We start from the raw sequence: 24,260 nt of genomic DNA, 5'->3' as shown, positions 1-24,260 counted from the left end.
TTCATCATTTGCGCGGTTGTTTCATAGTCTGCAATGACTCCGTCTTTCATTGGTCGAATAACTGATATGTAGCTGGGGGTCCGGCCTATCATATTTCTTGCATCATTTCCTACAGCTATTATTTCACCAGTTTGTGTATTTTTGGCCACCACAGAAGGTTCTCTGACGATGACCCCTTTATTTTTTAAGAACACTAGCGTATTCGCTGTACCTAGATCAATTCCTAAGTCTTGTGAAAACCCAAATAGACCCAATAATATCTTCCTTTCTAAGAACCTGCCTATATCTAGCAGGGGTCAAGCACCTCTTTAATATATTGAATCAGAAGAAGCGCCAATTTATAAGGATTATTTCCTATAAATGGCGCTTTTCATTTTCATCTATTCAATTATACGAAAAATCTTCAAAAATAGATAGTGTTACAAGTAGCCTTTTTCCTTCAGAGAGATAAATTTTCGATCGCCAATTACTAAATGATCTAGTAATTCAATACCGATCATCTTTCCACACTCTTGGAGTCTTCTTGTGACCTGGATATCCTCTTGAGATGGAGTGGGATCACCCGAGGGATGGTTATGAGCGCAGATAATAGAGGCAGCTGACCGTTTGACAGCTTCTTTGAAAACTTCTCGAGGATGGACGATAGAGGCGTTCAAACTACCAATAAAAATGGTTTGTCTGTGGAGCACTTGATTTTTAGTATTAAGAAAAAGGCAGATGAAGTGTTCCTGCTTCAAATCCCGCATCTCTTCCATTATAAAATCAGCCCCATCCTCAGGGCTTCGAATCATGTAGCGTTCGACAGGCTTCATCTGCTGCATCCTTTTTCCTAATTCGATGGCTGACAAGATAAGTACAGCTTTTGCCGTCCCGATGCCCCTGATAGCTGTTAGTTCTTCTATTGTGGCATCCTTCAAAAGCGATATCCCTTCAAAGTGTATGAGTAATCGCTGAGACAGTTCCATCACTGATTCTTGCTTCGTTCCACTGCCAAGAAGGATAGCGATCAGCTCTTGATTACTGAGGTGGACAGCCCCCAATCCAATCATCCGTTCCCTGGGCCTGTCCGCCTTCGGTACATCCTTAATCATTATACTTGTTTGAGCCAACATGATTCGCTCCTTTGTCTCTATTCCTCGCAAGTAGAAGTTAAGAAGAAGGTGTACACCCGAAAGCTCTAAGCTCACGAACAACTTTTGAAAGAGGAAGACCAACAACATTGTAATAGTCTCCATTTATTTTCTCCACAAAAAGGGCTCCTTTCCCCTGTATTCCGTATCCCCCAGCTTTGTCATCAGACTCACCTGTTGCTATGTACTGTTGGATTTCTTCATCGACCAGGTCGAAGAAGGTTACATCTGTTACCACAGAAAAACAACGAGTATCCTCATGTGAGCGAATGGTTACCCCAGTATATACTTGGTGCGTCTTTCCGCTTAGGGAACGAAGGTATTGGTAGGCCTCCTGAGCATTAGCAGGTTTTCCAAGTATCCGACCATCTTTAGCCACTACGGTGTCTGAAGTTAAGAGCACTTCATCACATTCTATGTCGAGAGTCTCACTTTTTTGTTGTGATAAGTGAATAACTGCTTCTTCAGGACCCCACCCTTCTGATAGACTTTCGTCTATATTGGCTGAACGTATGGAGAACGTATATCCAGCTAAATCCAATAATTTTTTCCTTCTTGGTGATTGTGAGCCTAAAACTAACTTCATTTCTATCTTCCTTCCCACGAGGTACTTTCATTTTATAGTAACCATTCATTTGTGAAGAACAGGATAATATGAAATAACATTATTCTCTTTGTTAGTAAAAAAGTAGAATCTTTAGATGAAACATTACTTTTGTAAGGGTTAGATCATCATATATTTATTATTTCATCATTTCTTCAAGGCCGTAGGCAACTTTCAGCCAGTTTAAGTTGAACGTATCTGTATTCTCCCAATTTTGAAGGGATTTTATCAATGGTTCTCCAGAAGCACTGCCATTGAGTTCGGTAATAAGTGATTCTCGTTCGTCTGCTGACATATCACTCAAAGTATGCTGTTCTAATTGGGTCACTAAGGTATTCATGACATCTGCTTCTTCTTCGCTTAATGAGCCTTCTTCTTTTAACACGACCCAGTTTTTCACATAGGTTTCCACTCCATAGCCTTGTAACTGTACAGCTAGTGTATCAGCTTCGGACTTCGTAGGTGCACTTCCTGCAAATAAATAAAACTGTCCATCTCGTTCCCAAACAACAGAGGAAACAGATTGAGAGGTTAATTTCATTTTCCATTCAAGCGCTTTTTCTTCTGTTGTAAATACACCCGCTTGGATGAAGTAAGAGTCAATAGCTGCCGGGTTCACACTTTGAACCACTTCACCTTGTTCATCAACTGGAGTATTACTCGTTGCAGGGACGACATCTTCCCCCGTAGTCGTCTCATCCGTTAACGTAACGAACATGCGTAAAAGCAAAAAGCCCAGTCCGAAGCTGATGATAAGAGCAGTCAAGGCGGTGACTGCTATCCGCTTAACCGGAGACTGGAGATTGTTTTTTTTCTTCATAGGAAGTTTGTACACAGTTTGTTCAGAGGAGTCTTCTAACAGAATGGGTTCCTTTTTTTCTTTCGGGTGTTTTGCAGCCGCTTGCTCTGCTTCTGCCTTTACTAATTCTGTTTCTTGCTCTTTTTGTTCGTGATTTCTAAAGGAAATCGTTATCTTCTTTTTAGATTCCATCGATTGATCACTCCTGCCAGGTTTGTCCTAACCCTATCACAGGAGATTTGAAAACTACGCTGAAATTTGTCAGTGGTACATCGACAAGTTTTTTACCTTTGATACCTGTAGTCCACGCTTTTATGGTCTCTTAAGAAGATGTAGGCCTAGAAGAATGTTTGTACATACCACTCTATAATGATGTCACCAGAAAAAAATGATAAGACGGCACTCAACGCAATAATAGGACCAAATGGAAAAGGCTGATCTCTCTTTATTACACCTGCCATTAACAATACACTGCTCATAAGTGCACCTGTTAAAGTAGACAAGAAAAATGTCAGGAATAAAAGTTTCCAGCCTAACACAAATCCGATTAGTCCAAAAAGCTTCATATCACCTCCGCCCATGCCTCCATTACAGATAAGAATTATAGCTGCTGTTAGAGCTATACCAATGAACCCGCCCAAAAGCGCATTCCACCATGGTTCAAGCGGTATAAACAGACGGTAAAGGATAAATAAAGCGAAGAACATCAGTAAAAGCTTATTGGGAATGATCATATAAACGAAGTCACTAACCAGGATGATATGAAACAAAGATATGAGAGCAAGAGCGAGGAATAATTCAACTTGAAATCCGATTAAAGAGTAACAGAATACAAACATGATACCGCTAACGGTTTCCATAATAGGATAGAGAGGTGAAATGCACTTTTGGCAATGGCGGCACTTCCCTCGCTGAAGCACGTAAGACATGAGCGGAATAAGTTCGAACCACCGGAGCGAATGGTAACAACGAGGGCAGTAGGAACGTTCATCTTTGAACAATATTCCTTTTGGCAAGCGAAGTCCTACGACGTTAAAAAAAGATCCTAGAATGAAACCAAGCATGAGGAAATTGAGGGAGTAAAACAGTGTCATTGGCTTTGTCTCCTATTTTGAGGTTGTGTGGTCAATTAAGACCGGGGAAGGGATCCATTGTTACTAATCCAATCATACTACACAATCGAATCGTTTAGTCGATAAAAAACTCAATGTAAAATATTTTTTCCATAAAAAAACAGCCGAAACTATCATTCGACTGTTTCTAATAAAGCTTCATAGCTTGCCACTTTGTCTCTTCCTTGCTGCTTGGCACCTACATACATAGCACGGTCAGCATGGCGAATCAGTTCCAATGGTTCCTCACAATGGTCTGGATAAGTAGCCACGCCAATACTCGCTGTAACCTTGATATCTTTTGGTTTCTTCCCACTCAGCAAGTGCTCATAAGAAATAAAGGGTTTATCTGTAATCGCTCTTCTTACATCTTCTGCTAAAAACTCAGCTTTATCTGTTGAGCATTCAGGCAGAAGAATAACAAATTCTTCACCTCCATACCTCGCGATGAGGCCCTGATTATGAATCACTTGTTGCAGGCGATCGGCAAGAATGCATAAAACTTCATTTCCACTTTCATGTCCGTATGTATCGTTGATCATCTTGAAGTGATCGAGATCCATCAAGATCAATGAAATCGGCTGTTTCCTGTGCTCATCTTTCCACTGCTGAAAAACTCTGTGAAGATGATTTTCAAAGTACCTGTAATTATAGAGACCTGTTAACGCGCACCTTTCACTTTCCGCTTTTGTTCTCTCATAATATCTTGCATTATCTATCGCCACCCCTAAATAATTACCTAAAATTTCTAGAATCATAAATTGAAACTGCATAAATGCCCGCTTCTTATTAGCGTAAATAGTAATGATCCCGACAATTTCATTATTTCTCTCGACCGGAATAGACATGACACTTTCTGCTTTTTCAGGGATGCAGGCATGATTTAAATGGTGCCATTCTTTTTTACTTTTGAAGTAAAAGCTGCTGCGTTGACTCAACGTGTTACCGCTTACACTCTCCCCCTTGAAAAGGGTATGATTGGGAAGTTTCATCTGTCCGGAACGATCAAAAAAATGAATAAGTGTCAGTTGCTTCTCTGAAGTTACATCAAAAACATAAAGGTAATCAAGCGGCAGAAGCTGACTGATTCGTTTAACAAATAAGTCAAGGACCTCTTTTACTCCGAGTTTACCAGTCAACTCATGGCCTATGATACTTGTTTTCTTCAAATAAGTATTAACCTGGCTGCTATTATGATAAAGCATCAGCATCCCTGCTATGAGAATAAAAGGGATCCCTACGAAAAATACCGCACTAACTCCAAATTCTGCATAAACGATATAAAGAACTAATCCGATAGGCAAGACGAGACAGGCCGTCAGCACATCCCATAACAGACCGCGATCAACCCATTTAACCTGTTTATTGTATAGAAAACGTGCAATGAGTTTAATTGAAAACTGATTGAGTAGAATCTGAGAAACCGCATACGCCGTCACGGGAAGAGCATCATCAAACGAGGACACCGCATCATCTCCATGTGTTCCCCCCAAAAAATAATATAGAAGTGCAGAGAAAACCGAAATCATAAGAAACATTAAGAAATTTATAGGAACTCGATAGAAATCAGCTTTTCTGACTCTCAACTTAGCCATCAAAAATAGTAAAGCAATTTGAGAGACAAGAATTTCTATGAATAACCCATAATACAAAAATACGGCAAAAGCGATTCCGTGTGTGAAGAAAACAGGATTATCCCCAACTTGCAATGGAAAAAGCGCCACTATGGATGCAAGGATAATGAAGGCTGCTATTTCAACCTCATTATTTTGAATAGAAGGGTCCAGAGTTTGATAAAGGGTATAGAGGCAGGAAGGCCATAACACAATCCATAGGCTCCACACCGCAACCTTCTTATGCTTTGTCATTCCTGCACCTCATTTCCTATTACATTATCTTAATTAACATTCATAAACTTGAATATTCAGATAATTAAAATGTACCATAACCCCTATGCTTATTCAAAATATTTCCTTATTTCGGAAATGAAATACAAGGAACCGGTGATCAGTAGAACTCCGTCTTTTCCTGTATGATCCGTCGCCATTTTCACTGCTGTGTTATAATCACTAATTGCCGTTGATGAAACGATCGGTGACAATGTTTTTAACTCTTCTGCAGTAAGTGCTCTAGGAAAATCAAACGTCGTAAAATAAGCTTCATCAACGACCTCAGATAGCTTCTTCAACATGCTTTCTACTGGCTTATCTTCTAATGCGGAATAGACAAGAATAACTTTTTTTCCTTTGTAGTGCCGTTTCATTGTATCCACTAAAGCTTGAGTACCCTCTTCGTTATGTGCCCCATCTATAATCGTCAAAGGTGCGCCCCGTACCGTTTCGAAGCGGGCTGGCCACGTTGTCTGAAGAACACTTTCCTTATATTTGCCTCGATCCATTTTCATCCCCTGGGCTTTCAGGTATTCAACCACTTCTATAGCAAGCGCAGCATTTTCAACTTGATGCTTTCCTTTCAAACCACTCAACAATTCCCCCGACCTGAATACCTCATTACGAAAGATAAACCGCTCACCTGCAGGCTCACTTTCAACATGTTCTACAAAAAAGTCTTTCCCTAGTAAAGCAATGGGCGCTTGTTGTATAGAAGCTTGCTTTTTGATCACTTGAAGAGCCTCAGGCTGTTTAGCTCCACATATTACGGGACGTCCTTCTTTAATGATTCCAGCTTTTTCATCGGCAATTTGTTCAATGGTCGATCCTAGAATATTGATGTGGTCCCGTCCAATATTCGTAATGACACTGAGGAGTGGGCGAATGATGTTCGTTGAATCATAACGCCCGCCGAGACCTGTTTCAAAAATAACGAAATCGAGCTTCTGTCTTGCAAAATAAACCATGGCCATCGCCGTGATGACTTCAAATTCCGTCGGTTCTCCTAGTGGAGTCCGGGCAAGCTCTTCTGATAATGGCTTTATTTCTTCTACAAGTGCCGCTAATTCTTCGTCTTCAATCGAATCGCCATTGATGCTGATGCGTTCGTTGAATCTTTGGATATAAGGTGAGGTAAACGTACCGATGCGATACCCTTGAGTTTGCAGCAGGTTCCTTAGAAAGGATACTGTTGATCCCTTTCCATTTGTTCCTGCAATATGAATCGCCTTCAAATCCAATTCAGGATGTCCGAGTTTCTCCATCATCCAGTTCATTCGCTTTAACCCTGGCTTTACTTTGAATTTCTCTCTAGAATGTATCCAATCAATTGCTTTTTCATAGTTCATCAAGTTCTATCCCTCACTTCAAAAATGGGAGAGTACTCGTAGTGAATACTCTCCCTCGCCTCTTATGCTTTTAATTCTTCAATACGAGCTTCTACTTTTGCCCGCTTATCTAAATAATCGGTTTCTTTCTTACGTTCTTCTTCAACAACGTGCTCAGGAGCTTTGCTGACAAAACCTTCATTCGAAAGTTTCTTCTGAACACGATCGACTTCTTTATCCCACTTTTTCCATTCTTGTTCCAATCGCTTAATTTCGTCTTCAATATTGATCAAACCAGCTAATGGAAGGTAAAGTTCTACACCTGTAATAACAGCTGACATCGCTTTTTCAGGAGCTTGAAGATCAGTAGCAATCGTCAATTCACTAGGGTTACAGAACCGCTCCAAGTAATCTCGATTTTTCTCAAGTTCCTTTACAACGTCTTCATCTTTCGCCTGGATCATCAACTGAATCTCCTTAGACATTGGCGTATCCACTTCTGCACGAATATTCCTTACAGAACGGATGATCGACACGAGTCGGTCCATTTCGTTGACCGCTTGTTCGTTGTGGAACTCATCTCGTACCTCTGGCCAGGATGCTTGCGTAATGGACTCACCTTCATGTGGAAGGTGCTGCCAGATTTCTTCTGTGATGAACGGCATGAACGGATGAAGCATTCGCATCGTTTGATCTAGCGTATAGGCTAAGATGGATCGCGTCGTAAGTATACGGTTCTCGTCTTCACCATACAGTGGAATCTTCGCCATTTCAATATACCAGTCACAGAAATCATCCCAGATAAAGTTGTATAGGTGGCGCCCCGCTTCTCCAAATTCATACTTGTCAACATTTTGCGTCACTTGCTCAATCGTCTGGTTCAGTCTTGTAAGAATCCATTGATCTGCTACTGATTTTTCACCTGAAAGATCAATATCTTCATACTTTAAATCTCCCATGTTCATCAATGCAAATCGAGAAGCATTCCAAATCTTATTAGCAAAATTCCACGTAGACTCTACCTTCTCCCAATGGAAGCGTAAATCTTGGCCCGGTGAAGAACCCGTTGATAAGAAGTAGCGCAAGGAATCTGCACCATATTTATCGATGACATCCATTGGATCGACTCCATTACCAAGGGATTTACTCATCTTACGACCTTCCGCATCCCGTACAAGCCCGTGAATGAGCACATCCTTAAATGGACGTCGTCCCGTAAACTCTAAAGATTGGAAAATCATTCGGCTTACCCAGAATCCAATGATATCATAGCCGGTGACTAGAACGTCAGTCGGGAAGAAGCGGTTAAAATCTTCGCTGTCTTCATCCGGCCAACCCATTGTAGAGAACGGCCACAGTGCAGAGGAGAACCAAGTATCTAAAACGTCCTCATCCTGTGTCCATTTTTCAGGGTCCTTCGGCTCATCTTTTCCTACATAAATCTCGCCTGTTTCCTTATGATACCACGCTGGAATGCGGTGGCCCCACCACAGCTGACGTGAAATGCACCAGTCACGCGTATTTTCCATCCAGTGCAAATAAGGTTTTTCAAATCGGTCAGGAACGAATTGAACTTTGTCGTCACCTTTTTGTAGCTCGACAGAAGCGTCTGCTAATGGTTTCATGTCAACAAACCATTGAGTGGAAAGGTATGGCTCGACAACTGCTCCGCTCCGCTCGGAGTGTCCTACGGAGTGCTGATGTTCTTCGATTTCGAAAAGCACCCCTTGCTCTTGCAAATCTTTGACAATCTGTTTGCGGCACTCAAAGCGGTCCATTCCTTTATATTTTCCGGCATTTTCATTCATGCTGCCGTCTTCATTCATGATAAGGACACGCTCAAGGTTGTGACGATTTCCGATTTCAAAGTCGTTAGGGTCGTGAGCTGGAGTGATTTTAACCGCTCCGGAGCCAAATTCCATATCCACATAATCGTCCGCAACAATTTCAATTTCACGACCGATGATCGGCAGGATCGCTTTTTTACCGATCAAATGCTTGTAACGATCGTCTTCAGGATGAACAGCGATCGCTGTATCACCGAGCATCGTTTCTGGACGTGTGGTTGCAATTTCGATGGAACTTTCTTCATCTTTAAGCGGATAACGCATATGGTAGAAAGCACCCTGGACGTCCTTGTATTCCACTTCAATATCAGAAAGAGCTGTTTTTGTTTGCGGATCCCAGTTAATGATGTATTCGCCTCGATAAATAAGCCCTTTTTCATAAAGTTTTACAAATACTTCTTTAACGGCATCAGATAAGCCTTCATCTAGGGTAAAGCGTTCACGGGAGTAGTCCAGGCCAAGACCAAGTTTCTCCCACTGGGTGCGGATGAATTTAGCGTATTCGTCTTTCCATTCCCAGGACTTTTCTAAGAATTTCTCGCGTCCAAGGTCGTGGCGATTCACCCCTGATTCACGCAGCTTCGCATCAACCTTTGCCTGGGTCGCAATCCCTGCGTGGTCCATACCTGGCAGCCATAGGACGTCGTAGCCCTGCATTCGCTTCACACGAGTCAAAATATCCTGCAACGTTGTATCCCATGCGTGACCCAAGTGCAGTTTTCCAGTAACATTGGGCGGCGGAATGACTATGGTATAAGGTTCTTTATTTTTATCTCCTGTTGCTTCGAAAAATTTCCCATCTACCCAATACTGGTACCGGTCTTTTTCTACTGCTGCCGGGTCGTATTTCGTGGGCATTGAAAGATCTTTTTGTTCCATATCGATCTTCCTCCTTTTATGATCTTTTAAAAAAATAAAAAATCCCTTTCATCCTTGATAAGGACGAAAGGGATTGATTTCCGTGGTACCACCTTAATTTACAGGACAAACTGATCCTGTACACTCGACTAAAATAACGGCTTCTAACCGGCTTCTTCTACTGGATTTTCAAAGAAGCTGCATCAAGGACGACTTCCATCAACAGGGTTCCTGGAAAACTCTCAGCGTTTGTCTTCCTCTCTGAAGGAAATGTTCATGTACTCTTCCCCATCACGGCATTTCACGTATATAGACTCTATTACATATTGTATATAGAATTATCTATTTTAGTCAACTGTTTATAAAAAAATAGGCATACACACAAAAAGGAGGTGCCGCTTTGAGCCGCTTTTATCGATATCGTTTGCCGTCCTGGTGCCGAACGTGGCTGGTTATTATTGAAACTGCCCTGCTTCCGATTCTGATCTTTCAAGCGATCCGGACCATTTTTTGGCCGACAACCTTTGATATCTTTTTATTAGGCATCATTATCGGGGTCTTCATTGCCTTTAAATACAAATGGATCTAGCTAGGGATATATACAATTTGACCTGGAGATACATCGCCACGATACTCATTAGCTCGTTCCAGCTGACTAACCGTTACCTCATATTTCTGAGCAATCGACTCCAGCGTTTCATCCTCCTGGGCGATATACATTTTCATTTGGGCATAAGAATCTTCTCGGTTAGGAAACAGATGCTTGAAAATCTGCTTAATGCCATCCATTCCTCCAGGAGCTGCTTTCGCCTCCTCCGACTCTGATGAACTCTCAGATTTAGGACTGCTTTCTACATGATCCATCATGGAGCTGCTCTCATAGCTCTCTTGCATTTGGACACTCTCTGGAGAAGCTTCTGGCAATTCTGCTTGTTCTCCTTGACCAAAAAATTCTCCAAAGCTTTGAGATTTCTTATAATACCAACGTCCACCATCGTCCTCGTCTTCTTGCTTATCCTCATTCCTATAATCATTGTTCAATTGAATCACTGGCACTTCTCGTTCAGGAAAAATAGGACGAACGATTTCTTCTTCTTTAGGCTCTGCATAATTTACAGGGCCAACGGTTGCTGACTCATCAAACTGAGGGGCGTTGTCAGCCTCTTTTTCTTTTTCTTCAATTCCATTGATATTCAACTGGGCATGAAGCCTAAGCTGATGGTTTGCCGGGAGCTCATAGTCAAAGCTTTCAATATCTACGAGGACATCATCCAAACTAGAGACTCTTTCTAACGGCACTGTTATTTCCACTGGAAATGAGTGGGAAAAATAACTGACCCCTTCCTCACCTTTTTGAACCTGATCCATCATGCGTGCAGACTGTACAGGGGCATCATTATAAGTGTTGTGCTCCTGAACCGCTACATACTCACCAGCAAGATCAACAGTTCCTCTCAAGCAGATTTCGTCCCCGCAATCTTCTATCGAAATTTCAGGCTCCAGGGATATGCCAATTAGTTCACGCACGCCCTGTCCTTCCTTAAACCATAAAGATTCATCTAAATAAAATGAGAATACATTATGTTTATTCTGCAAAGTTCGGTCCCCTCCCAAAATATAATAAACATTACTCTCTATAACCACCTTATGCGAGAGTCGTCATAATATACATATTCGAGAACCTCCCCTACAGAAGGAATAACTTCTAAGGAGATGTTAGCGGCCCACTACTTGCAGGGTTTTGTGATTACCATATTTAACAGATTAATCGGGATCTAGTAGAAAAAAATTAATCTTTATCTAAAAGGTTAGGGAAAATCACATACTTTCATCGTGCTTGAGGAGTAGTTTTTTCACCTGCAGAAAAAGGAGGGATCACCTCAACATAGGTGCGGGACAAGTGATCATGTGGTTCCAATCTTGGATCTAGATAATGGGGCACTGCTTTTAAAGATCGTAAAAATAAAGGAACTTCCTTAAATTTAGGAAGTTCCTTTCACTGAAATTTGTTGACTCTATTTGATCGAAGCGAATACTTTTTCTGCAGCTTCGATGGTCTTCTCAATATCTTCATCTGTATGTTTAACAGATAAAAACAAACCTTCAAATTGGGAAGGCGGAAGGTAAATGCCTTCCTGAATCATTCCTTGGAAATAGCGAGTAAATAAATCTAAGTCTGAATGGTTAGCCGTTTCAAAATTAATGACAGGATCATTTGTGAAGAAAAATCCAACCATAGAGCCAGCGCGGTTTACGGTCAACGGAATGTTATGTTTTTCAGCCGCTTGCTTATAGCCTTCAATTAGGCGGTCTACTTTTTGATTAATGGAGGCATAAGCTTCTTCCGTCATAGCCGAAATCGTTTCGTATCCGGCTGTCATGGCAAGCGGATTTCCAGATAGCGTCCCTGCCTGATAAATATCCCCTACAGGAGCTACCCGTTCCATGATTTCACGTTTACCTCCGTAAGCACCTACTGGCAGTCCGCCTCCGATAACTTTTCCAAGGCAAGTCATATCAGGCGTAACTCCAAAATGTCCTTGAGCGCTATGATAGCCTACACGGAATCCAGTCATGACCTCATCAAAGATCAGCACGGTGCCATTTTTTTCTGTTAATGTACGTAGGTCTTGAAGAAAGTCATCTGTTGGTGGTACTACCCCCATGTTTCCAGATACAGGCTCAATGATGACTGCAGCTAAGTCATCCCCGTACTGTTCGAACACATAATTGACACTTTCAAGATCATTGTAAGGAACAGTAATTGTATTTTGAGCGATAGATTCAGGTACCCCAGGAGAATCCGGGAGTCCAAGTGTGGCAACACCAGAGCCTGCTTTGATCAATAAGGAGTCACCATGTCCATGATAATTGCCCTCGAATTTGAGAATTTTATCACGCCCGGTGTATCCGCGTGCAACACGCAGTGCACTCATTGTCGCCTCAGTGCCGGAATTCACCATACGAAGCATTTCAATGGATGGTACTCTTTCAATTACAAGTTCGGCTAATGCATTTTCCATTTTAGTAGGAGTACCGAAACTTGTCCCATGTTCAGTGGCTTTCTTCAGAGCTTCCGTTACATTTTCATCCGCATGGCCTAAAATAAGCGGCCCGAAGCTTAAAACGTAATCGATATATTCGTTCCCATCGATGTCATACATTTTTGAACCTTTTCCTTTTTCCATAAAAATCGGGTCCATATTCACAGATTTAAATGCACGGACAGGCGAATTGACTCCACCCGGCATAAGGTCTACAGCTTTTTGATATGCTGCTGATGATTGATCAAAATTCTTCATAGCATCGCATCCTTTCTAAACTATTAAATTATTGGTTAAGCCATTTTGCTGCATCTTTTGCAAAGTAAGTAATGATCAGGTCGGCACCTGCGCGCTTCATGGATGTCAATTTTTCAAGGACGATTTCCTGTTCATTGACCCAGCCATTTTGTGCGGCTGCCTTAATCATGGAATACTCCCCGCTTACATTGTAAGCAACAAGAGGAAGATTAAACCGATCCTTTACTTCTCTCATAATATCCAGGTAAGCAAGCGCAGGTTTTACGATTAAGAAATCAGCACCTTCTTCTACATCTGATTCCGCTTCTCTAATGGCTTCAAGTCGATTAGACGGGTCCATCTGATAGGCTCTGCGGTCACCGAACTGAGGGGAACTATGTGCAGCGTCACGGAATGGACCGTAAAAAGATGACGCATATTTCACGGCATATGACATCACTGGGATTTGGCTGTATCCTGCTTCATCCAATCCTCGACGAATGGCCGCAACAAACCCATCCATCATATTCGATGGAGCAATAATATCCGCTCCCGCTTCCGCTTGGCTTACCGCTGTTCTTGTTAAGTATTCTAATGATTCATCATTTGCGATATCTCCATCACGTACAATTCCGCAATGTCCATGATCTGTATATTGGCAAAGACATGTATCTGCCACAACCGTCAAGGATGGCACTTCCTCTTTAATCTGACGGATAGCTCGCTGAACAATACCTTCTTCATCATACGCCTGGCTGCCTACTTCATCTTTTTCTCCTGGAACACCAAATACGATGACGGAACGAATATTTAAACGTACAAGTTCATTCATCTCCTCAGTCAGGTGGTCGAGAGAAACATGGTGGACACCCGGCATCGAAGGCACTTCTTTTCTTATCCCTTCACCTTCTACAACAAAAATCGGATAAATGAGATCTTCTGTACGTAAATGAGTCTCTCTTACTAACGCTCGCATTGATTCTGTCCGACGCAGACGACGGTGACGCTTAAATTGTAAATCTTGCATATTATCGTTTCCCTTCTTCAGAAAAATACTGGATGATCTGTTCAACCATGTGGTCAATGGTGTACTGCTTCGGAACAAAGACATTTATAAACCCTGACCGTTCAGCTTTTTCGGCAGTTGTCGGCCCTATACAAAAGCATGGAAGGTGTTTCCCGTTAAATTCCGCTGCTTTCACGAGTGATTGATAAGCCTGTATAGTTGAAGGACTTGTAAATGTAAGCGCATCAAGTTCTTCTCGCTTTAACATGTCCAATAGTTTATTTTTACCCTCTTTCAATAGTAGCGTATCATAGACAGTGATGGATTGAAAAAACACGCGCTTTTCTTCAAAGATGTGAGGCAGCACGTCCCGAGAGCGATTTCCTCTTACATATAAAATCGGCCCTACATGATTCGACCGTGAGAAAAATTCCTTTCCCATTGTTTTTGCATCATACGTCGTTGGCATAAAATCGGCTGCGTAACCAAAGGCTTTAAGCATCCGTTCTGTTTTTTGACCGATAATGGCAAAATGGAGGGTTTCAGGAACTGTGATCCCTTTTCTTCTCAGCAGTTCGAAAAAAAACTTCACGCCATTGGAGCTTGTTAAAAACACCCAGGAATAGTCGTGAAGTTTCGTAAGGATATGATAATTCTCCTTTGTATCATTCAATTGAAAAGTAAGGAGAGGGGTTTCCACTGCGACCCCTCCCGCCTTCTCGATTTGTTCAGAAAAGGCACTTGCCTGGGGCTTTCCTCGTGTAACGAGCACGCTCTTCCCCGCAAGTGGTTCCATTATTGTTCATACTCCTCTTTAGCTCGATCAACGATCTCTTGCGCTCCCTGGGCTTTCAAACGATCAGCTGCCATCTTCCCAACTGCAATCGGATCTGTCCCGCTTACCGTTTCATGCAAGATCGTTTTCCCGTCAGGAGAACCTACGAGGGCAGTCAGGATGATTTCTTCGCCTTTTCGATGAGCGTATCCTCCAATCGGGACCTGGCAGCCTCCATTCAAATCATGGAGGAACTTACGCTCTGCAGCTACTGTTGTTGCCGTGTACTCATGATTGAGCTTCATCAGATAGTCACGAAGTTCTGAATCATTCTCCCGGCACTGGATTGCTAATGCTCCTTGACCTACAGCAGGCACACACACATCTGGCTCCAGGTATTCAGTTACGACATTATCATCCCAGCCCATTCGTTTAAGGCCGGCAGCAGCAAGAACAATCGCATCGTAGTCTTCATCTTTTAGCTTACGAAGACGTGTATCGATATTTCCACGGATCCATTTGATTTCAAGATCAGGTCTTACAGCCTTAATCTGAGAACCTCGCCTTAGACTGCTTGTACCGACGATCGCCCCTTCAGGCAAATCCTTTAAAGGCACATTTCCTTCTGATACAAAAGCATCACGGTGGTCTTCTCTTATCGGTACAGACGCCACTGTCAGTCCTTCAGCAACCACAGCTGGCATGTCTTTCATGCTGTGCACAGCCATATCGATCTCACCATCATACATAGCCTGCTCAATCTCTTTGATAAATAGGCCTTTTCCACCGACCTTAGATAACGTGACGTCGAGGATTTTATCCCCTTTAGTCGTAATTCGTTTGATTTCGAATTCGTAAGATGGATCGATGTTTTTTAGTTGTTCGATCACCCACTCTGTTTGAGTAATCGCTAGTTTACTCTTTCGTGAACCAATGACGATCTTTCTCACACTACTTCCTCCTCAACACTAGAAATGAAAGTTCGATAAAGAACCGAACAAAAAGAAATTAATCAATAAAAATAAAAAAGCAGCAGAATTAAATAATGAAATAATCCGGCCCTGGTATCCCTTCACGATCCTCAATATTAGGTAAACAACATATACGAGCAGTACAAGAAGAGAGCCTAACGTCTTAGAATCATACCAGTAAAAAACATCCGAAGACACGTATCCCCATGTGACCCCAAGAATTATCGCAATCAGCAAGAGAGGAACCCCTAAAATGACGGCTATATAAGAAAAGTGGTCGAGTTTTGTAAGATCTCCCAGGCGAAACAGCTTTGTATTCCATTTCTTCTGCTTCAGTAATCGATACTGCAGCAAATACATGATCGAAAAGATGAATGATAAAGTGAAAAATCCGTAAGACACAATCGCAAGACTAATGTGCACAACCAGCATTTCATTGACGAGCTGTACACCCTGGTTTTTCAAATCATTCTGTGCACGTGTTGTCAGGTGGATCAGCATCACTAAAAACCCAACGACATTTGTAAAAAATACTAGAAAATCAACTCGGAACAACCGGTTGATAAGTAAAGAAAAAGTAACAAGTATCCATGCATAAAAGTATAGGCCGTCATAGACAGTCATAATTGGAAAATTTTCTTTGATCAGAACCTGAGTCAATAAAAAAAAGGTTTGTAATCCCCAAACCATACTAAGTAACCAGAAGGCTACTCGGTTAGCCCTCCGGTTATTCTGAACAAAATCTATGAAATATCCAATTAAACTTAGCCCATAAAGTAACAAGATGAGTTCGTATACCCATTTAAAATCCAACATAGGGACGTCCACCCTTATGAATGAGCAATCGAATTAATGACAGGAAAAGACTCACTGGTTTCTTCACGGTGCTTTGAAGCGGTGTGCTTTTTCTCCTGCTGCTCAATCTCATTTTCCACTTGCTCTTCAATTCCAAAGATTTTTGTAAACAAGCGTAATGTTTCTTCAGAATCTGGCTGTGCGGCTAATTCTTTCGCCTGAAGAATCGGATCCTTCAGCATCTGATTAATAATGCTCTTAGTGTGTTTGCTGAGCACTTTTCGCTCTCGATCGGTTAAGTCAGGCATCTTCCGCTCAATGCTTTTCATCGTTTCTGCCTGAATTCCAAGAGCTTTAGACCTTAAAGCAGAAATGACGGGAACGACACCAATGGTTTGCAGCCACTGTTTAAATTCTACAATTTCCGCTTCGATCATAATTTCAATTTCTTCAGCTGCTTGTTTGCGCATCGCTAGATTAGCATCGACAATTCCTTGAAGATCATCAATATCGTAGAGGAAGACACTCTCTAAACTTTCCATAGCGGGATCGAGATCTCTTGGAACGGCAATGTCTACAAAGAAAAGCGGCTTTCCTTTTCGTTTGCGATGAATTGGATCCATGCGCTCACGAGTAATCACATAGTCTTTCGAACCAGTAGAACTGATCACAATATCCGCATCAGATAGAACGGAATCCAAGTCTTCCATCGTCATCGCTTGTCCATTAAATTGATCCGCCACTACTTGTGCTTTAGAGAAAGTACGGTTCACTACGGATACTTTACGCACCCCAGAACCATGCAGGTTTTTGGCTGCAAGCTCTCCCATTTTTCCTGCACCTAAAATAACGATATGCTTGTTTACCAAGTCACCGAAGATTTTACGCGCCAACTCCACGGCAGCGTAACTTACTGAAACGGCATTCTCACCAATTTCAGTTTCTTTGTGCGCTTTTTTGGCCATTGTAATCGCTTGTTTGAACAATTGATTAAAAATCGTGCCCGTTGCCCCAGCTTCCTGCGCACGAATAAAGGATTGCTTCATCTGCCCCAGAATTTGTGTTTCTCCCAGTACCATCGAGTCAAGACCGGCAGTTACACGCAGCAAATGTTCTATCGCACCGTCCGTTTCATAAAAAGAAAGAAAAGAAGAAAATTCCTCTTTGTCTACATTAAACCAGTCAGCTAAAAACTGCTTAATGTAATAACGGCCTGTATGCAGCTGGTCGACCACTGCAAAAATTTCCGTGCGATTGCATGTAGAAATAATTACATTCTCCAACACACTTTTTCGGGCGTTTAGTTGGACCATTGCCTCATTGACGTGTTGTTCAGAGAAGGTAAGCTTTTCTCTAATTTCCACAGGGGCTGTTTTATAATTAAGACCTACAGCTAAAATGTGCATCACATCTACCCCCATTAAACGTTCCAGACTTATCACATATCACTCATTATAACATGTAAACGTATAAATTTTTCTGTAAAAATTTGAACAGATTTTGAAACTGTTATGATACGATAATGTTATATGATCAAGAAATCATTACTATTTTTATAGAACAATACAAAATTATAATCCGTTTGTAATATACCAAAACATGCGGTAATTCGCAAGGAGTGGACATTTTTCTTGCGTTAGAAGGACGGGATTTTTAAATGAAAAAACAGAATTCATTCATAGGCTTTTTACTTGTTGGATTGGGTTTGTACTTTTTGATTCGTCAATTCAATATTCCCTTTTTAAGCCAATTCTACTCATGGCCTACACTGCTCATGATTGTTGGAGTCGCTTTTTTGTTACATAGTTATCTTACGAAAGATTATTCAAATATATTTACAGGAGCTCTGCTTCTAGGTTTTGGGGTTCATTTTCACGGCCTGAATCATTTTCCTTTTTGGATTGACCACTGGAGTATTTACCTCCTCATTATCGGCATCGCTTTTCTATTACGATACCAGAAGACAAAGTCGGGGTTGATCCCTGCCCTTATCTTAGTAGGACTTGGTTTATTTGCATTGCTTGTACCGACTGCACCTTCCTGGTTCACGTCCATCCAAATGATTTTTCAATGGATTGAAAAGTTCTGGCCTGTCGTACTGATCGTTTTCGGCTTTTACATGCTTAAAAAAAATTAACAAGCAGCAAAAAACCCGCTATGCCACATAGCGGGTTTTACTTTTATAAAATAGAGCTTAAGAATGCCTGTGTTCTTTCTTCTTTTGGATTTTCGAAGATGTCCTTAGGTGCTCCCGTTTCAACGATTTTCCCGTCATGCATATAGACGACACGATCTGCTACTTCGCGAGCAAAGCCCATCTCGTGGGTAACGACAACCATCGTCATTCCCTCTTTAGCGAGGTTTTTCATTGTTTGAAGCACTTCCCCGACGAGTTCAGGGTCCAGTGCAGAAGTCGGTTCATCAAAAAGCATGATTTCAGGCTTCATGGCCAATGCTCGCGCAATCGCAACACGCTGTTTCTGGCCCCCTGACAATCGAGATGGATAATCATCCGCTTTCTCTCCCAGGCCAACTTTTTCAAGCAGCTCTTTTCCATCTTTTTTCGCTTGAGCTTTGGAAATACCCTTCACCTGAGTGGGAGCTTCCATAACATTTCCTAGTACTGTCTTATGGGGAAATAAGTTAAAATGTTGAAACACCATTCCAACTTTTTGCCTGTAATCATTCAGATTATCTTTTTTGGGATCGACTTGCTTGCCTTTAATATAAATATCTCCACTGTTCTTCATTTCTAAGAAATTGAGACAGCGAAGCATCGTACTTTTACCAGAACCACTGGCTCCGATCAAGACGACAACTTCATTTTCATCGACGCTAAAGTCGATATCTTTCAACACATGTAGATCACCAAAATATTTATTTAACTTATTGACTTGGATCATATTTTTACTCAATCTCGATTTCCTCCTCTAGTTAGTCACTCACTGCCATTTTCTTCTCAACCAAGCTCACAACGAGCGTTAGTAAGAATACGAGGATGAGGTAATACACAGCACTCACAAGCAACCAGGTCATATAGTCGAACGAGTTCGCCCCTTGGGTCGTGGCGACAGCGAAAATCTCTGAGACGCCGATAAACGCAGCTAGAGATGAATCTTTCAGACCAATGATAAACTGATTACCCAAAGGAGGCAATGCTCGACGGAAAGCTTGGGGCAAAATGATACGGCGCATCGTGAGGGAACGGCTCATTCCAAGTGAACGACCAGCCTCGGTTTGTCCTTTTCCAATCGATTGAATCGATCCTCTGAATATTTCTGCGATATACGCTCCATTGTGGAAGGCAAGTCCTAACGAAACAGACCAGAAACCGCTGATCATCCACACGTTCGTCAAACCATAGTAGAACACGAAGATTTGTACAATAAGTGGAGTACCGCGCACAATGTAAATATAAGTGTTAGCGATCCATTCTAAAACTTTGATATTCGATATTTTTAATAAAGCAAAAAATAAACCGATAAAGATTGCGATAAAAATAGAAACAGCGGTCAGCGCCAACGTCATCTGGGCCGCTTCAATAAAGATTCCACGACTATTGACAAGCGCTTCCCAGAATCCTATAAAATTCAAATACATGATCTCAACTCCTCATTAATGGCAAAAAGAGTACGCGGGATGCGCACTCTTTTTGACTTCAAGTCTGATGTTACTCTGGTTTCGTTGTAATATCTTCACCAAAGTATTCTTTACTAATTTCAGCAAGTGTTCCATCTTCACGAAGTTTATCTAGAGCTGCATTGATATCTTCTAATAGTTTTTCGTTGCCTTTAGCAACCGCAACCGCTTGTTCGCTGCGCTCAATCATTTTTTTAGCTTCAATTTCAAGGCCTTGACCCTTAGCTTCTTTACCTGTCAAAAAGTCAGTAATTACGGCATCATGACGGCCTTTGGCAAGAGATTGCAAAGCAACAACATCACTGTCATATGTTTTAATATTGTCCGTAACCTCTTCTGCGAATTTACTATAAGTTGATCCCTTGGAAACAGCAATTTCCTTACCTTCAAGGTCTTCTAGAGCTTCAATGTCACTGTCGGGACGAGTGAAGATTTGAGCTCCCGAATAATAATAGGGAGTTGAGAAATCTACTTCCTTCGCACGTTCTTCTGTAATCGTGTGGCTGGCTACAGCAGCATCAAAACGACCGGTTTTAACGCCTTCTACAATAGAAGCAAACTTCTGTTTCTGCTGAACAGGTTCTAACCCTAGTTCTTCAGCAATTGCATTGGCAACATCGATATCGAAGCCAGTCATTTCTCCACTTGCATTCGTCATGCTGAACGGTTTGAATTCACCGGAAGCAGCAAAAGTGAATTTCCCATCTTCAACTAAGTCGTATTCAGAACCGGATGCATCTGAACCTTCTGATGTATTTTCACTATCGTTTGTATCACCCGACGTGTTCTCACCTTCATCACTGGTGCCACAGGCAGCAAGCGTGAAGATCATTAGAAAACTTAGAGTGATCATAAATAACCATTTTCTCATAAAGTCCAAATCCTTCCCTTCATCATATTGTTACATTGCTGTAATAAATGTCACACTCTTAATTATATCGATTGTTCAAAGTTTTCCCAAAATTTAAAGCGTAGTGAATATACGTAAAAACTCCCAAAAACGTATGTTTTGTACAATCATACGTCAAAATGCTTATAAATACACTTATATCCTTTATATTAGTCTAAATATGTATATCTATACAGTCTCTTCTACAATCATAGGAAACTAAAAAACCACTTCTTATGTTAAGAAGTGGTTTCACTTTATAGATTCAAGTGAGATAGCATGGTTCTCCATGCAACGTCTTTCCCCTCTCCTGTTTCCGAAGAAAAAGGAATAAGCGTATCTTCGTCTTCCATCTCAAGCACCTCTTGAATCAACTTCAGCTGCTTTTGACGCTGACCTTTTTTAATTTTATCCAGCTTTGTCGCGATCACCATTACAGGCAGCCCAAAATGTTTTAAGAAGTCATACATTAACTGATCATCTTCAGTTGGCTTATGACGAACATCGATGATGAGAGCAGTTGCGCGCAACTGCTCACGTTCAGAGAAATATTCCTCCATCATTTGCCCCCACTTTTCACGTTCCTTTTTGGAAACTTTGGCATAGCCATATCCAGGAACATCAACAAAGTGAAATTGATCATTAATGATATAAAAATTTAACGTCTGGGTCTTCCCTGGTTTAGAAGATGTACGTGCAAGGTTCTTTCGTTGAATCATCTTGTTTATGAATGATGATTTTCCAACGTTCGATCTTCCAGCTAGAGCAATCTCAGGGATGGGAGCCTTCGGATATTGTTTTTTACTGACTGCACTAATGACGATGTCAGCGGTATTAACTTTCATGTTTGTCCTCCACTAATGCATGTTTGAGAACTTCATCCAAATGCTTGACCGGAATAAAAGTTAGTCCCTTCCGTACGCTGTCTGGAATATCCTCTAGGTCTTTTTCATTGTCTGCCGGAATGATGATTTTGGACAATCCTGCTCTATGGGCACTTAACGATTTCTCTTTCAGTCCACCAATTGGCAGTACACGGCCTCTCAGGGTGATTTCACCGGTCATGCCGACTTCTTTTCTTACAGAGCGACCTGTTAAAGCAGACACGAGTGCTGTAGCCATCGTGATTCCCGCAGAGGGTCCATCTTTAGGTGTAGCCCCTTCAGGAACGTGGATGTGGATGTCGTTTTTCTCTACAAAATCAGCATCAATATGAAGCTCTTTCGCTCTAGATCTAATATAACTGAAAGCCGCCTGAGCAGATTCTTTCATGACGTCTCCAAGTTTTCCGGTAAGCGTCAAGTTGCCTTTACCAGGGTAGATCGAAACTTCAATGGATAACGTATCTCCGCCTGCCGTCGTGTACGCAAGCCCTGTTGCCGCTCCGACCTGGTCTTCCAGTTCGGCTTGCCCATAGCGGAATTTTGGACGTCCTAACAGCTCTTCCAGCTGTTTCTCAGTAACGACAACCCGCTGCTTCTCACCCGCCACGATAATCTTCGCTGCTTTACGGCAAAGGCTTGCCAGTTCACGCTCTAAACCACGGACTCCTGCTTCTCTCGTGTATCTGCGAATCAGCTTAAGCAGAGCTTCTTCACGAATTTGAAGCTGTCCTTTCTTCAAGCCATTTTGCTCCACCTGCTTTGGAAGCAAGTGTTCTTTTGCAATGTGCAGCTTCTCTACTTCTGTATAACCTGCAATTGTGATGACTTCCATACGGTCTCTTAAAGGGCCAGGAATAGAAGCCATATTATTCGCAGTCGCAACGAACATGACTTTCGAAAGGTCATAGTGTTCTTCGATAAAGTGATCACTGAATGTTCCATTCTGTTCTGGATCGAGTACTTCCAGCATTGCAGAAGATGGATCACCTCTAAAGTCACTTGCCATCTTATCGATCTCATCCAATAAAAACACTGGATTGATCGTTTCCGCACGTTTCATTCCTTGAATAATTCGTCCAGGCATTGCTCCGATATACGTTCTTCTATGTCCTCGGATCTCAGCCTCATCACGAACCCCACCAAGGGAAATCCTTACGAACTTACGATTAATTGCTCGTGCTATAGATTTCGCAAGTGATGTTTTTCCGACTCCCGGAGGACCAACTAAGCATAAGATCGGTCCTTTGATTGTCTGGGTCAACTTCTGGACAGCCAGGTACTCGAGTACGCGTTCCTTCACTTTTTCTAAACCATAGTGGTCTTCATCAAGAATTTTTTCAGCGTGTCTTACATCGAGATTATCTTCTGTTTCACTTGCCCATGGCAAGGATACAAGCCACTCAAGGTAATTCCTTATTACTGAACTTTCAGCTGAGCTTTGAGGTACTTTCTCATACCTGCCAAGTTCTTTCAAAGCAACCTTTTCTACGCGTTCCGGCATCTCCGATTGTTCAATTTTCTCTTTAAGTTGAGCGACTTCGCCAGTTTTGCCGTCTTTGTCACCAAGCTCACTTTGAATGGCTTTCATTTGCTCACGCAAGTAATATTCTTTTTGTGTCTTCTCCATTGATTTTTTGACGCGCTGTCCGATTTTCTGTTCGATCTGAAGGACTTCACGCTCGTTTCCGATCAATTCAATCAACTTTTGAAGGCGTTTTTTCACATTTTCTGTTTCAAGAATCTTCTGCTTGTCCTTTAATTTTACAGGCAGATGAGAAGTGACCATATCAGCCAGATGACTTGGGTCATCGATATCGGAGACAGTGTTGTAGGTCTCCTGACTGACTTTTTTTGAGACTTTGACATACTGCTCGAATTGATTCATCAACGTCCGCATGAGAGCTTCTTCTTCATTCTTGTCTTCATGCTCGTCTTCGAGCTTAAATATGTTCGCCTGGTAATAGTCGTCCCCTTCGTTCAATTGGTCTATAGTGGCACGATATAGGCCCTCTACCAATACGCGGTTCGTGCCATTTGGAAGTTTGACCATCTGTTTTACTCTTGCGACTGTGCCGACCGTGTACATATCTTCGGAAGATGGATCATCAATATTTACTTCTTTTTGTGAAACTAAGAAGATTTCATTATCGTCCATCATCGCTTGCTCAAGAGCATTGACGGATTTTTCACGACCGACATCAAGGTGCAGAACCATCGATGGGTACACTAACAATCCTCTAAGAGGAAGGAGGGGAATTTGATTTCTTTGTTTCTCTGTCATTTACATGCACCTCCGTATAATGCAAATACGTATTCTAATCATATATAAATCCTTTTGTAAAGTAAACGAATCAACATGCCTGAAGCGCAATGCGGAAACCCCTTCACACGATAGCGTCAAGGGGCCTTTTTTCAAATGATATCCATATTATGAGCATGAACAGACACTTTCA

22 protein-coding genes and 1 other annotated feature are annotated in these 24,260 nt (G+C 41.8%); of the genes, 2 read left to right on the top strand and 20 right to left on the bottom strand.

Translation table 11 applies throughout. The features are described 5' to 3' along the window. The 8 genes from ACRYKC_RS19235 to ACRYKC_RS19200 form a co-directional block, all read right to left on the bottom strand. A partial coding sequence (locus tag ACRYKC_RS19235; protein WP_433809321.1) for a rod shape-determining protein occupies positions 1 to 254 on the bottom strand: 254 nt, incomplete at its 3' end. A gap of 165 nt (positions 255 to 419) precedes the next feature. Further along, the gene (gene radC, locus ACRYKC_RS19230; RefSeq protein ID WP_433809319.1) at positions 420 to 1,112 is read right to left on the bottom strand and encodes a RadC family protein; all 693 of its coding nucleotides are present in this window, start codon (positions 1,110 to 1,112) and stop codon (positions 420 to 422) included. A 37-nt stretch (positions 1,113 to 1,149) separates the two neighbouring features. Next, on the bottom strand, positions 1,150 to 1,716 hold the full coding sequence (locus ACRYKC_RS19225; RefSeq protein ID WP_433809317.1) for a Maf family protein: 567 nt from the start codon (positions 1,714 to 1,716) through the stop codon (positions 1,150 to 1,152). 157 nt (positions 1,717 to 1,873) lie between these two features. Continuing rightward, entirely contained in the window at positions 1,874 to 2,725 is an 852-nt protein-coding gene (locus ACRYKC_RS19220) for an SPOR domain-containing protein (protein WP_433809315.1), read from the bottom strand. Between the two features lie 146 nt (positions 2,726 to 2,871). Further along, positions 2,872 to 3,627: a prepilin peptidase gene (locus tag ACRYKC_RS19215; protein ID WP_433809313.1), complete on the bottom strand. Its 756-nt coding sequence runs from the start codon at positions 3,625 to 3,627 to the stop codon at positions 2,872 to 2,874. Between the two features lie 152 nt (positions 3,628 to 3,779). Next, positions 3,780 to 5,513 carry a sensor domain-containing diguanylate cyclase gene (locus tag ACRYKC_RS19210; RefSeq protein WP_433809311.1) on the bottom strand — a complete coding sequence of 578 codons (1,734 nt, stop codon included), beginning with the start codon at positions 5,511 to 5,513 and terminating at the stop codon, positions 3,780 to 3,782. An 89-nt stretch (positions 5,514 to 5,602) separates the two neighbouring features. Further along, on the bottom strand, positions 5,603 to 6,883 hold the full coding sequence (locus ACRYKC_RS19205; protein ID WP_433809309.1) for a bifunctional folylpolyglutamate synthase/dihydrofolate synthase: 1,281 nt from the start codon (positions 6,881 to 6,883) through the stop codon (positions 5,603 to 5,605). 62 nt (positions 6,884 to 6,945) lie between these two features. Then, positions 6,946 to 9,588 (bottom strand): valine--tRNA ligase, encoded by a 2,643-nt coding sequence (locus ACRYKC_RS19200; RefSeq protein ID WP_433809307.1) that lies wholly within the window; start codon positions 9,586 to 9,588, stop codon positions 6,946 to 6,948. A 56-nt stretch (positions 9,589 to 9,644) separates the two neighbouring features. Then, positions 9,645 to 9,871, bottom strand: a binding site (T-box leader). A gap of 96 nt (positions 9,872 to 9,967) precedes the next feature. Between ACRYKC_RS19200 and ACRYKC_RS19195 the strand changes: the two genes are divergently transcribed. Continuing rightward, a complete protein-coding gene (locus tag ACRYKC_RS19195; protein WP_433809305.1) occupies positions 9,968 to 10,156 on the top strand; it encodes a hypothetical protein in 189 nt (62 codons plus the stop codon). Here ACRYKC_RS19195 and spoVID read toward each other — a convergent pair. The 7 genes from spoVID to hemA all read right to left on the bottom strand — a co-directional run bounded on the left by spoVID (position 10,153) and on the right by hemA (position 17,801). Further along, the gene (gene spoVID / locus ACRYKC_RS19190) at positions 10,153 to 11,163 is read right to left on the bottom strand and encodes a stage VI sporulation protein D (RefSeq protein ID WP_433809303.1); all 1,011 of its coding nucleotides are present in this window, start codon (positions 11,161 to 11,163) and stop codon (positions 10,153 to 10,155) included. The two genes, ACRYKC_RS19195 and spoVID, sit on opposite strands and share 4 nt — an antisense overlap. A 419-nt stretch (positions 11,164 to 11,582) precedes the next feature. Continuing rightward, on the bottom strand, positions 11,583 to 12,869 hold the full coding sequence (gene hemL / locus ACRYKC_RS19185) for a glutamate-1-semialdehyde 2,1-aminomutase (RefSeq protein WP_433809301.1): 1,287 nt from the start codon (positions 12,867 to 12,869) through the stop codon (positions 11,583 to 11,585). Between the two features lie 28 nt (positions 12,870 to 12,897). Further along, positions 12,898 to 13,875 (bottom strand): porphobilinogen synthase, encoded by a 978-nt coding sequence (gene hemB, locus ACRYKC_RS19180; RefSeq protein ID WP_433809299.1) that lies wholly within the window; start codon positions 13,873 to 13,875, stop codon positions 12,898 to 12,900. 1 nt (position 13,876) lies between these two features. Continuing rightward, positions 13,877 to 14,650 (bottom strand): uroporphyrinogen-III synthase, encoded by a 774-nt coding sequence (locus tag ACRYKC_RS19175; protein WP_433809297.1) that lies wholly within the window; start codon positions 14,648 to 14,650, stop codon positions 13,877 to 13,879. Next, a complete protein-coding gene (hemC, locus tag ACRYKC_RS19170) occupies positions 14,650 to 15,579 on the bottom strand; it encodes a hydroxymethylbilane synthase (protein ID WP_433809295.1) in 930 nt (309 codons plus the stop codon). The genes ACRYKC_RS19175 and hemC overlap by 1 nt, the downstream gene beginning before the upstream one ends. Before the next feature lie 18 nt (positions 15,580 to 15,597). Continuing rightward, positions 15,598 to 16,416, bottom strand: coding sequence for a cytochrome c biogenesis protein (locus ACRYKC_RS19165; RefSeq protein WP_433809293.1), 819 nt, complete (start codon positions 16,414 to 16,416; stop codon positions 15,598 to 15,600). 14 nt (positions 16,417 to 16,430) lie between these two features. Next, on the bottom strand, positions 16,431 to 17,801 hold the full coding sequence (hemA, locus tag ACRYKC_RS19160) for a glutamyl-tRNA reductase (protein WP_433809291.1): 1,371 nt from the start codon (positions 17,799 to 17,801) through the stop codon (positions 16,431 to 16,433). A 251-nt stretch (positions 17,802 to 18,052) separates the two neighbouring features. Here hemA and ACRYKC_RS19155 point away from each other — a divergent pair, with 251 nt between their 5' ends. Next, positions 18,053 to 18,532: a LiaI-LiaF-like domain-containing protein gene (locus ACRYKC_RS19155; protein WP_433809289.1), complete on the top strand. Its 480-nt coding sequence runs from the start codon at positions 18,053 to 18,055 to the stop codon at positions 18,530 to 18,532. 43 nt (positions 18,533 to 18,575) lie between these two features. Here ACRYKC_RS19155 and ACRYKC_RS19150 read toward each other — a convergent pair whose 3' ends face one another. The 5 genes from ACRYKC_RS19150 to lon all read right to left on the bottom strand — a co-directional run bounded on the left by ACRYKC_RS19150 (position 18,576) and on the right by lon (position 24,088). Next, complete coding sequence (locus ACRYKC_RS19150) at positions 18,576 to 19,298, bottom strand: amino acid ABC transporter ATP-binding protein (protein ID WP_433809325.1); 723 nt, start codon at positions 19,296 to 19,298, stop codon at positions 18,576 to 18,578. A 31-nt stretch (positions 19,299 to 19,329) separates the two neighbouring features. Next, positions 19,330 to 19,995: an amino acid ABC transporter permease gene (locus tag ACRYKC_RS19145; RefSeq protein WP_433809287.1), complete on the bottom strand. Its 666-nt coding sequence runs from the start codon at positions 19,993 to 19,995 to the stop codon at positions 19,330 to 19,332. Between the two features lie 70 nt (positions 19,996 to 20,065). Then, positions 20,066 to 20,905 (bottom strand): transporter substrate-binding domain-containing protein, encoded by an 840-nt coding sequence (locus ACRYKC_RS19140; RefSeq protein ID WP_433809285.1) that lies wholly within the window; start codon positions 20,903 to 20,905, stop codon positions 20,066 to 20,068. A 275-nt stretch (positions 20,906 to 21,180) separates the two neighbouring features. Next, complete coding sequence (gene yihA / locus ACRYKC_RS19135) at positions 21,181 to 21,768, bottom strand: ribosome biogenesis GTP-binding protein YihA/YsxC (protein WP_433809283.1); 588 nt, start codon at positions 21,766 to 21,768, stop codon at positions 21,181 to 21,183. Continuing rightward, positions 21,758 to 24,088 (bottom strand): endopeptidase La, encoded by a 2,331-nt coding sequence (lon, locus tag ACRYKC_RS19130; protein WP_433809281.1) that lies wholly within the window; start codon positions 24,086 to 24,088, stop codon positions 21,758 to 21,760. Before lon ends, yihA begins: the two co-directional genes overlap by 11 nt. Positions 24,089 to 24,260 lie beyond the last annotated feature (172 nt).

This window comes from Halobacillus sp. A1-3 (assembly GCF_050971765.1).
In the GTDB taxonomy this organism is placed as follows: Bacteria; Bacillota; Bacilli; order Bacillales; family Halobacillaceae; genus Halobacillus; species Halobacillus mangrovi_B.
This window is presented reverse-complemented; position numbering and strand designations above follow the sequence as displayed.

Excerpts from the sequence above, each read along its gene's own strand:
- radC (WP_433809319.1), bottom strand. The coding sequence starts at position 1,112 with ATGTTGGCTCAAACAAGTATAATGATTAAGGATGTACCGAAGGCGGAC.
- ACRYKC_RS19225 (WP_433809317.1), bottom strand. The coding sequence starts at position 1,716 with ATGAAGTTAGTTTTAGGCTCACAATCACCAAGAAGGAAAAAATTATTG.
- ACRYKC_RS19220 (WP_433809315.1), bottom strand. The coding sequence starts at position 2,725 with ATGGAATCTAAAAAGAAGATAACGATTTCCTTTAGAAATCACGAACAA.
- ACRYKC_RS19215 (WP_433809313.1), bottom strand. The coding sequence starts at position 3,627 with ATGACACTGTTTTACTCCCTCAATTTCCTCATGCTTGGTTTCATTCTA.
- ACRYKC_RS19210 (WP_433809311.1), bottom strand. The coding sequence starts at position 5,513 with ATGACAAAGCATAAGAAGGTTGCGGTGTGGAGCCTATGGATTGTGTTA.
- ACRYKC_RS19205 (WP_433809309.1), bottom strand. The coding sequence starts at position 6,883 with ATGAACTATGAAAAAGCAATTGATTGGATACATTCTAGAGAGAAATTC.
- ACRYKC_RS19200 (WP_433809307.1), bottom strand. The coding sequence starts at position 9,588 with ATGGAACAAAAAGATCTTTCAATGCCCACGAAATACGACCCGGCAGCA.
- hemL (WP_433809301.1), bottom strand. The coding sequence starts at position 12,869 with ATGAAGAATTTTGATCAATCATCAGCAGCATATCAAAAAGCTGTAGAC.
- hemB (WP_433809299.1), bottom strand. The coding sequence starts at position 13,875 with ATGCAAGATTTACAATTTAAGCGTCACCGTCGTCTGCGTCGGACAGAA.
- ACRYKC_RS19175 (WP_433809297.1), bottom strand. The coding sequence starts at position 14,650 with ATGGAACCACTTGCGGGGAAGAGCGTGCTCGTTACACGAGGAAAGCCC.
- ACRYKC_RS19165 (WP_433809293.1), bottom strand. The coding sequence starts at position 16,416 with ATGTTGGATTTTAAATGGGTATACGAACTCATCTTGTTACTTTATGGG.
- hemA (WP_433809291.1), bottom strand. The coding sequence starts at position 17,801 with ATGCACATTTTAGCTGTAGGTCTTAATTATAAAACAGCCCCTGTGGAA.
- ACRYKC_RS19155 (WP_433809289.1), top strand. The coding sequence starts at position 18,053 with ATGAAAAAACAGAATTCATTCATAGGCTTTTTACTTGTTGGATTGGGT.
- ACRYKC_RS19150 (WP_433809325.1), bottom strand. The coding sequence starts at position 19,298 with ATGATCCAAGTCAATAAGTTAAATAAATATTTTGGTGATCTACATGTG.
- ACRYKC_RS19145 (WP_433809287.1), bottom strand. The coding sequence starts at position 19,995 with ATGTATTTGAATTTTATAGGATTCTGGGAAGCGCTTGTCAATAGTCGT.
- ACRYKC_RS19140 (WP_433809285.1), bottom strand. The coding sequence starts at position 20,905 with ATGAGAAAATGGTTATTTATGATCACTCTAAGTTTTCTAATGATCTTC.
- yihA (WP_433809283.1), bottom strand. The coding sequence starts at position 21,768 with ATGAAAGTTAATACCGCTGACATCGTCATTAGTGCAGTCAGTAAAAAA.
- lon (WP_433809281.1), bottom strand. The coding sequence starts at position 24,088 with ATGACAGAGAAACAAAGAAATCAAATTCCCCTCCTTCCTCTTAGAGGA.